This window comes from Rhodococcus sp. ARC_M6 (genome assembly GCF_022810305.1).
In the GTDB taxonomy this organism is placed as follows: Bacteria; Actinomycetota; Actinomycetes; order Mycobacteriales; family Mycobacteriaceae; genus Rhodococcus_F.
The window spans coordinates 1-14,087 of sequence record NZ_JALGQH010000015.1 but is presented as its reverse complement, the minus strand read 5'-3'; the positions used below and the strand labels follow the sequence as shown (position 1 = coordinate 14,087).

Annotated in this window: 1 protein-coding gene; it reads right to left on the bottom strand. The window is 61.4% G+C overall.

The genetic code is table 11. From position 1 onward, the window contains the following. Nucleotides 1-32: 32 nt before the first annotated feature. Nucleotides 33-14,087, bottom strand: a 14,055-nt coding sequence (locus MTX36_RS16575; protein WP_279394720.1) for a non-ribosomal peptide synthetase, incomplete at its 5' end; no start/stop codon positions are given.

Below are 14,087 nucleotides of genomic sequence, written 5' to 3'. Positions count from 1 at the left end.
CTCGATGCTCTCCACTGGGCAAATGCTTCATATTACCCAATCGCGCCGGTGTCTTTCTCTGATGTGATCTGCGCATCAGTGATGAGAGAACTCACCAACGAGGCAATTCCGTCAGCGCCGAGCGCCGGCAGAATACCCGGAGCCAGACCGTTCAGCGACACCGACGCCTGTGCGTCGGCGCCCAGAACGGCGCCCATGGTCGCCTTGGTAGTGGCCAGCTTTTCTGCCAGCTGCGTGAAGGTGACGGTGTGCTCCCCGTGGGTGAATGCCACCGCGGTCGGATCCGCCGCTGCGGCGGCCGCCGCGAGATCCGGGAGGTCCTCGACCGTCTTCGGCTCAGCAGCCTCGATCAGTGCCCGCTCCGTGTCCGTCACGATGTCGATGGTGCGCAGAACCACAGTCGGATCCGCCGCGACGGCGTCTACGACGGCCCGCAGCCTGGCGGCAAACACCTCCATGGTCGAGGCGTCGTACAGATCGGTTGCGTAGGTGAATCGCATCCGGATGTCCGACAGACGTCCGGCCTCGTCGAACTCCTCGATGCCGGTCAGTTGTAGATCGAACATGGCCGAATCGAATCCGTCGTCGACCGCCGAGAGTTCGAGACCCGGTAGGGCGAACGTACCCAGAGCCATGTTCTGGAACGTCAGCATCACCTGGAACAACGGCGAGTAGGCGTGCGAGCGCTCACGACCGACCTGCTCGACCAGACGCTCGAACGGGACGTCCGCATTGCCGAACGCCGCGAGGTCCTTCTCCTTCACCTGCTGCAGTAGGTCGACGAACGTGGTGGACGGTGTCACCTGTGTCCGTAGGACGAGCGTGTTGACGAACATGCCGACCAAGTCGTCCAGAACTCGCTCACCGCGACCGGCTACCGGGGTACCGATTGCGATGTCGTTCGAGCCGCTGAGCTTGGACAACAACACCGAGAACGCCGCGTGCACGACCATGAAGACCGTCGAGTTCTGCTCGCGGGCGATCTCGGCGATACGACGCGTTGACTCCGTTCCGAGCGTGAACAGGAAGTCGGCACCCTTCATCGACTGTGTCGGCGGGCGTGGACGGTCCGTCGGCAGTTCCAGAAGCTCCGGAACGCCGGCGAGTTCCTGCGCCCAGTACAAAAGCTGCGTCGACAGTTCACTGTTCGGATCGTCTTCGGAACCGAGGACGTCACGCTGCCACAGTGTGTAGTCCGCGTATTGAACCTCGAGCGGTACCCATTGCGGTGCCGCGCCGCCGGTGCGAGCGGTGTAGGCAACCATCGTGTCTCGGATCATCGGGGCCATCGAGAAGGCGTCACCACTGATGTGATGCACGACCACGATCAAGACGTGTTCGGTAGGCGTGATCTGGAACAGACGTACCCGCAGCGGAACCTGCGTGGTCACGTCGAAGCCTTGGCCGACAACCTTCGCAACCTCGGCTGCGATCGTGTCCTCACCGACGTAGAGCACAGCCATGTCGACGGTTACCGCCGACTTCGACTGAATCGACTGTGTCGGACCGTCTCCCTGATCGGGGTAGAACGTTCTCAGAATCTCGTGACGCGCAACAAGATCGGATACCGCCGACTCCAACGCTGCCACGTCGAGATCCCCGGACATCCGAATTGCCACCGGGATGTTGTAGGCAGCAGAACTGCTGTCGAGACGGTTGAGCACCCACATCCGCTGCTGAGCGAGCGACAACGGAATTTGCGACGGCCGATCCTGCTGCACCAACTGCGCACGCGAACCGGAGCCGGCATGTTCGAGCACCCTTGACGCCAGTGCACCGACGGTGGATGCCTCGAAGATGATTCGCACCGGGATCTGTGCATCGAGGGCCTGACCCAAACGCGCCACGACCTGTGTTGCAATCAACGAGTTTCCGCCGAGTTCGAAGAAGTCGTCGTCCAACCCAACGCGCGGAGCACCGAGGACCTCGGCAAACACCGAAGCGACGATTTCCTCGACAGGGTTGCTGGGAGCACGGAATTCCGTAGCCTCGAACTCAGGCTCCGGCAACGCCTTTCGATCGATCTTGCCGTTGATATTGAGCGGTAGTTCGCTCAGCACCATCAAGGCCGACGGAACCATGTAGCTCGGCAATTCACGAATCAATTCCGACTTCACCGCATCGAGATCAATACTTGCGTCTGTCGGCGGCACGAGGTAGCCGACCAGTCGATCACCCAGTCGCGGATCGGTTTTCGCAACTACGACCGCAGCTTCCACCGACGGCTGATTGCGGAGGACAGCTTCGATCTCACCGAGTTCGATGCGGTAACCACGGATCTTGACCTGGAAATCGGCACGATCGACGTACTCGAGTTCCCCGTCTTCGCGCCAGACGACGAGGTCGCCTGTGCGGTACAGACGGCTGCCGGGTTCACCGAAGGTGTTGGCGACAAAGCGTTCCGACGTGAGATCGACTCGGCCGTGATAGCCGCGAGCCAACTGCATTCCGGCCAGGTACAACTCACCGGTCACACCGACGGGGACGGGGTGCAAACGCTCGTCGAGGACGTAGACCTGCGTGTTCCATTCCGGCGCACCGATCGAGACCGACGTGATGTCGCGTCCGTCCACGTTGTGTGCGGTCACGGACACGGCCGCCTCGGTCGGTCCGTACAGGTTGACCAAAGCCGCATCAGAGACCTTGCGGAACTCGCTCGCTGTTGCCGCCGGCAATGCCTCACCGATGGCCAACACACGCTTCAGCGACTGGGGAAGACTTCCGTCGGCCGCAGAGTGAAGCATCGCCAGCATCGACGGCACTGCGTGCAGCGTCGTCACCTTCTCCTGCGCCATCAGCGCAAGCATGTACTCGGCATCCTTGTGCCCGTCCGGGTCGGCGATGACGAGGCGTGAACCGGAGGTCAGCGCGGACCAGAACTCCCACACCGAGAGGTCGAACGTCGCCGCTGTCTTGAGCAACATCGCGTCGGTCTGATCGAGACCGTACTGATCGCGCTTCCACAGAAGCTGATTGACGATCGCGGCGTGCGAAACGGCTACACCCTTCGGCTTACCTGTCGAACCCGACGTGAAGATCACGTACGCGGTATTTGCCGCACGGAGTGGAGCGATCCGCTCGTCGGCGCGCACCGGGTCACCGGAGACGTCGGACAGCTCGAGAGTGTCGATAACAACAACGGAGTCGATATCCGACAGAGACGGGGCGTCGCGCTCGGTGCTGAGTACACACACCGGCGCTGCCATGTCGAGTACGTAGGCGGTGCGATCAGCTGGATGATCCGGATCGATCGGAACGTAGCCGCCACCGGCCTTGACGACGGCGTACATGCCGATCACCAGGTCGATGGATCGACGCATTCCCAATGCCACCAACGATTCCGGGCCGACGCCGAGGCCGATCAGATGACGTGCAAGGCGATTGACCTTGTCGTCGAACTCGGCATAGGTCAACGATTCATGTCCGTGGACCAGTGCAATGGAATCGCTGTGAGCCGCCACCTGCTCGTCGAACAGATCGACGAGAGTCGCAGCGGAATCGGTGTCGTGATCCGTTGCATTCCATTCATGCAGAACACGATTCGACTCGAGGGGGTCGAGCAGTCCGATGTCACCGACCACTACGGACGGATCCGCGACAACCGAGGCCAGTACAGCGATAAACCGATCGGCGAACGACTGGACAGTCGACTCGTCGAACAGATCGTGTGCGTAACTGAAGACAGCCGAAATGCCCTTTGCGACTCCACGTTCGTCGTAGTTGTCGCCGACGATCAACTGGAGATCGAACTGCGCGACACCGTTGTCGATATCGAGCCCCTTGACCGTGAGGCCGGGCAACTCCAGGCTGGCCTGTTCCATGTTCTGGAAGAGGAAGCCGACCTGGTACAGCGGATGGCGGGCAGTCGAACGCGCCGGGTTGAGAACTTCGACCAATCGCTCGAACGGAATGTCAGCATGAGCGAACGCCTGCAGATCGTTCTCACGTACGCGGGCAAGCAGTTCCGTGAAAGTCTCGCCGCCGTCGACGTGTGTACGGAAGACCAGGGTGTTGACGAACATACCGATCAACTCGTCCAGCGCCCGCTCACCACGACCGGCGATCGGAGTACCGACAGCGATGTCGTCGGTACCGGACAACCGAGCCAGCAGGACTGCAAATGCCGCGTGCGTCACCATGAACAGCGTGGTTCCGTGGGCACGGGCCAACGCCGACAATCCCTGGTGGATCTCCGCGTCGATCTCGAAGGGGAGGTAACCGCCGCGGTACGACTGTGCGGCCGGACGCAGACGGTCGGTCGGCAGATCAAGCTGATCCGGCAGCCCAGCCAAAGCCTTACTCCAGTAACCGATCTGCTCGGCGGCAACCGATTGGTCGTCGTCTTCGCTGCCCAGAACCTCGCGCTGCCACAGGCTGTAATCGGCGTACTGGACATCGAGCGGAGTCCAACCCGGCGCCGTTCCCTGGGCCCTGGCCGCGTAAGCCATGACAAGGTCTCGGGCAAACGGGGTGGTCGACGAACCGTCGGCTGCAATGTGGTGCACAACTACAGCGAGGACGTACTCGTGTGCAGCAACCTGGAACAACCGAATCCGCAGCGGAATTTCAGCTGTCACGTCAAATCGGGTTGATGCCAATTCGACCAGCTTGCCGACGATCTCGGCTTCCGGCACATTCTCGATGTCGAGCTCGACCGGCGTATATCCCACGGGCTCGATGACCTGGACAGGTCCCGAATCCGTTTCGGGGTACACGGTACGCAGGGTTTCGTGACGTGCGACTACGTCGCGGATCGCGGCGCGCATTGCGTCGAGGTCGAGGTCACCGCTCAACCGCAGCGCAAACGGCATGTTGTAGGCGCCGGCTGAACCGTCGAATCGGTTCAGGAACCACATACGCTGCTGCGCCAGGGAAAGCGGAATTTCTTCCGGCCGATCCTGCGGTGTCAACGCCAGGCGAGTTCCTTCACCGACGTGCGTTTCGAGGCGAGCTGCCAGTTCCTGCACCGTCGACGCCTCGAACAGAAGACGCACGGGGACAGCGGAATCGAGTTCTTCGGCGATGCGCATGACAACTCGAGTTGCGATCAGCGAATTGCCGCCCAACTCAAAGAAATCATCATCCAACCCCACCCGATCAACACCCAACACACCCACAAACGCCGACGCCACCACCAACTCCACCACCGACACCGGAGCCCGAAACACCCGAGCCTCAAACACCGGCTCCGGCAACAACCCACGATCCAACTTCCCCGACGAATTCAACGGAAAAGCATCCAACACCACCACAGCCGCCGGAACCATATAACCCGGAACCCGCTCCCCCACAAACCCCCGCAACACCGACACATCAACCGACGCACCCACAGCCGGCACCACATACCCCACCAACTGATCACCCGTCACACTGCCACGCACCAACACCGCAGCCGACAACACCGACCCATGCGCAACCAACGCAGCCTCGATCTCCCCCAACTCAATCCGCTGACCACGAAACTTCACCTGAAAATCAGTACGACCGATGTACTCCAGATCCCCATCAGACGACCACCTCACAAGGTCACCCGACCGATACATCCGCTCCCCCACACCAAACGGAGACGCCACAAACCGATCCGCACTCAAATCCGGCCGACCCACATACCCCCGAGCCAACTGCACACCCGACAAATACAACTCACCCGCAACACCCACCGGCACCGGACGCAAACGCGAATCCAACACAAACACCCGGCAATTCCACTCCGGCACACCAATCGACACCACCGACCCCGACCCAGCAGCCGTCACATCCGCAAACGTAAACGACACCGCCGCCTCCGTCGGACCATACAAATTATGAACCCGCGCCGACGACACCGCCGAAAACTCCCGCACCGCCTCCACCGGCAACGCCTCACCAATCACCAACACATCACGCAACGAACCCAACAACCCCGGATCCACCAACGACGAAAACGTCGACAACATCGTCGGAACAAAATCCGTCACCGACACACCCTGCTCATCAATCACCGACGCCAAATACCCCGGATCCCGATGACCATCCGGAGAAGCCACCACCAACGTCGCCCCCACCCGCAACGGCATGAAAAACCCCCACAACGACACATCGAACGTCGTCGCCGTCTTCTGCAAATACACATCCGCAGACGACAAAGCATATTCCGCCTGCATCCACTCCAACTGATTCACAATCGCCCCATGCGAAACCGCCACACCCTTCGGACGACCCGTCGACCCCGACGTGAAAATCACATACGCCGCATTCCCCGAACGCAACGGCCCCAACCGATCCACATCCAACACCCGCGCACCCGAAAAACCAGACACATCAACAACATCAACACACACAACCCGACGACCCGACGCCACGAAACCATCACGCTCCGTCGACACCACACACACCGGATCAGCCGTCTCCAACACATACTCATTACGCGAGGACGGCGCATCCGGATCCAAAGGCACCCACGCCCCACCCGCACGCACAATCGCATACAACCCAACCAACAAATCCGTCGACCGACGAACCGCCAACCCCACCAACGACTCCGGACCCACCCCCAGCCCAATCAGATACCGCGCAAGCCTGTTCACCTTGACGTCGAACTCCGCATACGACAACACCTGCTCACCGAACACCACAGCCCGCGCCCCCGGAGACACCGCCACCACCGAATCGAAACCATCCAACAACAACCCACCCACCGTCACCTGAGCAGTGTCGTTCCACGTGTCGAGCACCAGACTGCGCTCGGCGGCGGTCATGATCTCGATGTCTCCGACTGCAACAGTGGGAGTTTCGCCGATTTCGGTCAGCAACGTTTCGAGGCGGCCCAACAGAGCCTGAGCGTACGACTCGTCGAAGAAGTCCGGCAGGTACCGGAGCGTCACGTGCAATTGGTCGTCCAGACCCACCAGGAGAGTGAGCGGGTAGTTGGTCGAGTCGTCGGACGTGACATCGTCGATCATCATCCCGTCCAAGAACTCTGCCTGCGCGGCAAGTCCTTCACGGTCGACCGGGTACGACTCGAAGATGACCAAGGTGTCGAACAATCCGCCGACACCGGCAGCGCTCTGTACGTCGGTCAGTCCGAGGTAGTGGTGATCGAGCAGTCCTGCCTGCTCGATCTGAATCCGCGAAAGCAAAGCCTCGACGGACTCGGCCAAGTCCAACTGCACTCGCACGGGAAGCGTGTTGATGAACAGGCCCACCATCTTCTCGACGCTGTCGAGCTGCGGCGGACGGCCGGAGACCGTGGCACCGAAGACAATGTCCTGGCGCCCGGTCAAGCGTCCCAACAGGATTGCCCAGGCAGCCTGAACGATCGTGTTGGCAGTGACACCCGAACGGGAAGCCAAACCGGTGAGTGACGCGGTAACCGATTCGCTGAGCGAGAGCTGCAGCTTCTGCGACAGCGCACTGAACTCCTGGCCGGAGACGGTCGGAGCCAACAACGTCGGCTCTTCGACGCCACCGAGCGCCTGCGCCCAGGCGTCCATGGAAACACTGCGATCCTGCTGAACCAGCCAGGCCAGGTAGTTCCGGTAGCTCAGTGCCCGCGTCTGCGCGGGAATGTTCCCGCGCATCGCGTAATGACCCAGAAGCGACTGGAGCAGCAACGGCATTGACCAGCCATCGAGAATGATGTGGTGGTTCGCCACAACCAGACGGTACTCACTGGCCGCGAGCTTGATCAGCGTGAACTTGATCAACGGCGGGGTGGACATGTCGAAGTGTGTTGCCTGGTCCTCGACGAGTAGTCGATCCAACTCGGCAGTGCGTTCAGTTACATCGGCGATCTCACTGAGATCGATCTCGCGCCACGGTACGTCAACTCCGCCGAGAACAACCTGCACAGGTGTGCCGGTTCCGTCGACGACAAAGGCGGTCCGGAGGTTCGGATGACGGTCGACGATGCTCTGCGCGGCAGCGTGCAGTCGATCTGCGTCGACACGGCCGGAGAGTGACAGCACCATCTGCACCGAGTACAGGTCGACGGTCGACTCGGCCATCACCGCATGGAAGAGCAGGCCTGACTGCAGCGGTGCGAGCGGCCACACGTCCTGCACAGCGGGGAAACGCTGCTCGAAGCCGTCGAGGTCCTGTTGGGTGAGCGTTACCAGCGGCACGTCCGACGGTGTGAGTCCGCCGGCATCCGTGGTGCGTGCGTGCTTCGCCAAGGCCGTCAGGGCTTCGACCCACAGATCGGCCAGAGCCTGGACTTCTGCCTCGGCCAGCAGGCCGCTCGGGAACGCAAACGACGCTTCGAGCACTGTTCCGCCGGCTCCGTCGTTGACGATGGCATTGATGTCGACGACCTTGTTGGCGGGCATGTCCGGGTCTTCCGGCGCACTGACTTCGGAGAAGTCCCGAGCCGGAATCCATCCGAGCTCCTGGGCTGCAGCCGGAATATCCTCCGCCACAATGCGGCCCAGGTAGTTGAAGCTGATCTGACCGCTACTGCGTTTCGTGAGTTCCGCCCGAGTCTCGTCGTTCAGGTAGCGCAGCAGTCCGTAACCCACTCCCTTGTCCGGGATGGCGAGCAGCTGTTCCTTGACTGCCTTGATCGACTGTCCTGCCGCGACTCCGGCGTTGAACGCATCGTCGACGTCGATACCGGCCAGATCGAGGCTGATCGGGAATGCAGCCGTGAACCAACCGACTGTGCGTGAGAGATCTGCTCCCGGAACTACGCCTTCTTCGCGGCCGTGGCCTTCGAGTTGGAGCAATGCTGCTTCGGTGCTGATACCTCGTTCACGACGCCAACGCACCAGCGCCAGAGCCAGTCCGGCCAACAGTCCGTCGTTGGCACCGCCGCGGAACACCTCCGGCAACGTGGTCAGGAGTGTTTCGGTGACATCTGCGGGCACCTCGACGCGAACGCGCGCCACTGTTGCCGCGACATCGACGGACGGGTTGAATGCCCGTGAGCCGAGAACCGGGTCCGGCGTCGACAGTGTCTTACGCCAGCGCGCCAATTCTGCAAGTCGCTTGTCGGACCGCGATTCCGCAGCCAACGAATGTGCCCACGTGCGCATGGACGTGCCCGTCGGTTCGAGCACGGGCGTTGTTCCGCCCGACCGCTGCGCCCACGCAGAGATCAAGTCCGGCACGATGATTCGCCAGGAGACGCCGTCGACGATCAGGTGGTGCGCCGCCACGATCAACCGGCCGGTGCGCTCGTCGCCGAAGTCGATCCAGACGAACTGCGCCATGACGCCCGCTGCGGGATTCAATCGACCGAGTGCATCGTCGAGTGCTCCCGACGCGATGGCAGTCAGTTCTGCTTCTGCCACTGCGGGATCCACCGACACCCGGCGTACCAGTGCGTCGGCATCGACAGTCCCTGGTTCGGAGACACTCATACCCGGACCGCGCTGATCCTCCACCAGACGCGAGCGGAACATGTCGTGGTGATCGATGACAGCGGTCAATGTTTCGACAACACCGGTCCGGTCGATTCCCTTCGGAAGTTCCAGCGTCAACAACTGGTTGAATCGCTGGTAGCTACCGGGACGTTCGAACATGAATCGCTCAATCGGAGTAAGCGGCATCCAACCGGTGCCACCGCCCTCGATCTCGGACAGAACAGTGGCCGCGTCGGCGTCGGAGCCGAATACAGCGACCTCCGCCAGTGCCGCAACAGTCTTGTTCTCGAACACGTCCTTGGGAGAGAAGAGAATTCCACGTCCCTTGGCGCGCGAAACCAACTGAATCGACATGATCGAGTCGCCGCCCTGAGCGAAGAACGAATCGTCGGTGCCGATCTGGTCAAGTCCGAGTACGTCCGCGAAGACCTCGCTGAGGATTCGTTCCATCTCCGTGGCGGGAGCGCGGAACTCCTTGACCTCAAAGACCGGATCCGGCAAAGCCTTTCGATCCAACTTGCCCGCCGGGGTCAACGGCATCTCCGACAAAACCATGATCGACGCCGGCACCATATGCGCGGGCAGAGTGCGCGAGACGAACTCACTCAGCTCTGCCGAACTCACAGCCGAATCCTTGCCGATGAACACATACGACACCAGCGCAGTCGCACCCGATGACAGGGTCGTACCCATCGTCGCCGCAAACTCCACAGCCGAATGAGCCGTCAACGCCGCATCGATCTCACCGAGCTCGATACGGAAACCACGAATCTTGACCTGGAAATCATTGCGGCCCACATACTCCACCGCAAACTGATCCGTCCAACGCACAACATCACCCGTGCGATACATACGCTCACCGGGCAGACCATGCGGATTCGCCACAAAACGATCCGCACTCAAACCCGGACGACGATGGTAACCACGAGCAACCTGCGGACCCGAAAGATACAGCTCACCCGCAACACCCACCGGAACAGGCTGCAAACGCGTATCGAGCACGAACGCCGCCATATCGCCGATGGTTCCGCCGATGGTCATCCGGTCGCCCGGCATCAACGGCTCACTGACATTGGTGACGATCGTCGTCTCGGTCGGCCCGTACACATTGAGGAACGTCCGACGACGATTCGACTGATCCGCCCACTTCGCCATCAACTCCGGCGAATACGCCTCACCGCCCACACCCACAACCGCGAGATCGTCAAGACCCGACGGATCCATCGACGCCAAAGCCGCCGGCGTGATGAACGCATGCGTGACACGCTCCGACGTGAACAGTTCAGTCAACTCGTCGCCGCCATAGACCGACGTCGGCACAATCACCATGGCCGCACCGGTCGCCACAGCCAAGAACAGCTCGAGCATCGACGCATCGAAACTCGGCGACGCAAAGTGCAGGGTGCGAGAGTTCGGAGTGACCTTGTAATGCTGTGCCTGCGTCGCACTGAAGCTCGCGAGACCGGCACCGGTAGCCACAACACCCTTGGGCAAGCCCGTCGTTCCCGACGTGTAAATCACCCAAGCCGGATGCGCCGGCAAAACGGGGCGAACGCGCTCGTCGGCACGCACCGGCGAACTGTCCTGCGCTGCCATCAGTTCCGCACACTGCACACTGTCGACAGCGAGCCACTCGACAGTATCCGTAAGACCCGCCAGTTCAGCTTCCAGCGTCAAACCTACTGCGACACCCGAGTCGGACACCATGTGCGCGATACGGTCAGCCGGATAATGCGGATCGATCGGAACCACAGCCGCACCCGCCTTGGACACCGCCCACACGAGCAGAACCGATTCGATCGAACGCGGAATCGATACCGCCACCAAATCTTCCGCACCCAAACCACGCGCGATCAGAACACGGGCAAGCCGCGACGACCACGCGTCGACCTCGGCGTAGGTCATCGAACGATCCTCGAAGCGCAGTGCCTCATTGCCCGGGTACCGCAACGCGGTCTCGGCCAGGATATCGGCCAACGGCTTCGGCGAGATACCCGAAGAAGCTCGACGACTGGTCAATTCGAGACGCTCAGGTATTTCGAGGATGTCGATGTCGCCGACAGGCTGACTCGCATCCCCGACAACCGCTTCGAGAATGCGAGTCAACCGGGCGGCGAAGGAGACAACTGTCCCCTCGTCGAACAAGTCCGTCGCGTAAGTGAAGGTCGCCGTCATTCCGTGACCGTCAACAGCTTCGACCAACGTCAACTGCAGGTCGAACTTGGCAACGGTTTCGGCGATGTCGAACTCTGCAATATCGAGACCCGGCAGAGTCAGTTGGCTTTGCCCCAGGTTCTGGAAAGCCAAGGCCACCTGGAACAACGGATTGTGAGCCTGCGAGCGAACGGGATCGAGAACATCGACCAACCGCTCGAACGGCACGTCTCCGTGCGCAAAGGCTGCAAGATCGGTCTCGCGCGCGGACGCCAGTAGATCGCGGAAACGCATCCCCGGATCCACCTCGGTACGCAGCACCAGGGTGTTGACGAACATGCCGATCAGATCGTCGAGTTCCGCCTCACCGCGACCGGCGACGGGTGTACCGACGGCAATGTCGGTGGTACCGGACAATCGTGCGAGCAGCGTTGCCAATGCCGAGTGCATCACCATGAACAGCGACGCCTGGTTATCGCGTGCTACTGCGAGCAGCCCGCGATGTGTCTCGGCAGAGACGGGGAAACTCAGTGTTGCGCCGCGCCCTGTGAACACGGCCGGGCGAACCCGGTCGCTGGGCAGTGTGATCTGATCCGGGACACCGTCGAGCGTGCGCGCCCAGTAGTCGATTTGCTGAGCCAGAACAGATTCGGCGTCGGCTTCCGATCCGAGGACCTCCCGCTGCCACAGCGCATAGTCGGCATACTGCACCGGCAACGGCGCCCACGTCGGAGTGTTTCCTACTGACCGCGCGTAGTACGCACTCATCACATCGCGAGTCAACGGTCCCATCGAGAAACCGTCGGTGGAGATGTGATGGATGACGATGGCCAAGACAAAACTGTTGTCGCCAACCTGGAACAGTGTGGCCCGCAACGGAACCTCAGCGGTGACGTCGAAACCGGCCGAACAGAATTCGGTCACTGCCGACACGATGTCGGACGCATCGACCTGCACCGGAGCAAGATTCACCGGAACCGCCGCAGCCGGAAGAATCCGCTGGTAGCCGGTGCCGTCAACCTCGGGGTAGACCGTGCGCAGAATCTCATGGCGCTTGAGCACGTCCATGACGGCGTCGTACAAGGCAGTCTGATCCAGCTCACCGGTGAGCGTGATAGCCATCGGAATGTTGCTGGCAGCGGAAGACGTATCCAACTGGTTGAGGAACCACATCCGCTGCTGCGCGAACGACAGCGGCACCTGCGCCGGACGCGTCTGCGCAGTCAGTGCGATGCGTGAACCGCCGCCCACGTGCGAGCCCAAACGAGCCGCCAAACCTTCTACCGTCGACGCCTCGAACAACTCCCGCACACCCACAGAAGCATCCAAAGCCTGACCCAAACGCGACACCACCTGCGTCGCCACCAACGAGTTGCCACCAAGCGCAAAGAAATCATCATCCAAGCCCACACGCTCTACACCCAGAACATCCGCAAACGTCTGCGCAACAACCTCTTCCACCACCGACGCCGGAGCCCGGAACACCGCAACCTCGAACGACGGCACCGGCAACGCCCGACGATCCAACTTCCCGTTCACCGTCAACGGAATCGCATCCAACACCACAAACGCCGACGGCACCATGTACTCCGGCAACACACCCGCGACAGCCACACGCAACTCGTCCACCGACACACTCGCGCCGATCGCCGGCACCACATACGCCACCAGACGCTGATCCCCCGGCGAATCCTCACGCACCACCACAGCCGTCTGCGCCACCGACACATCCGCCAACACCGCAGACTCGATCTCACCGATCTCGATCCGGAAACCACGGACCTTCACCTGATCATCCGCGCGACCCAGATACTCCAAGTCCCCCGCACCGTTCCACGAGGCGACGTCACCCGTGCGATACAGCACCTCACCAGCAGAGAACGGACTCGCCACAAAACGAGTCGACGTCAACGCCGACTGACCGAGGTAACCCCGAGCCAACTGCACACCCGAGACATACATCTCACCCGCGACACCCACCGGCACCGGAGCCAAACGCCGATCCAACACGAACACCTGCAGACCCGAAATAGCCTGACCCACAACACTCGCCGACGCACCCGCCGCCATCACCGCATCCACAGCACGATGCGACACATGCACCGTCGTCTCCGTGATGCCGTACATATTCACCAACGTCGGCGACACATCACCACGGCGGCCGAACCACTCCGACAACCGCCGAAGCTCGAGCGCCTCACCGCCGAACACAACCCACCGCAACGACAACGCGGGCGCCGCACCAGCTTCGGATACCAACCGATCAGCCTCAGCCAACTGATAGAACGCCGACGGCGTCTGATTCAGCACCGTCACCCGCTCCCGCGCCAGCAATTCCAGGAACTGCTCCGGCGAACGCGACGTCACGTAATCGACCACAACCAACGTGCCACCGTAGAGCAGCGGACCCCACAGCTCCCACACCGAAAAGTCGAACGCATAACTGTGGAACATCGTCCACACATCCGACTCGTCGAACCCGTACACACTCTCCGTATTCGCGAACAACTTCGCCACCGTCGAATGCGGAACCTGCACACCCTTCGGGCGACCCGTCGAACCCGACGTGTAAATCACATACGCAACATTCGA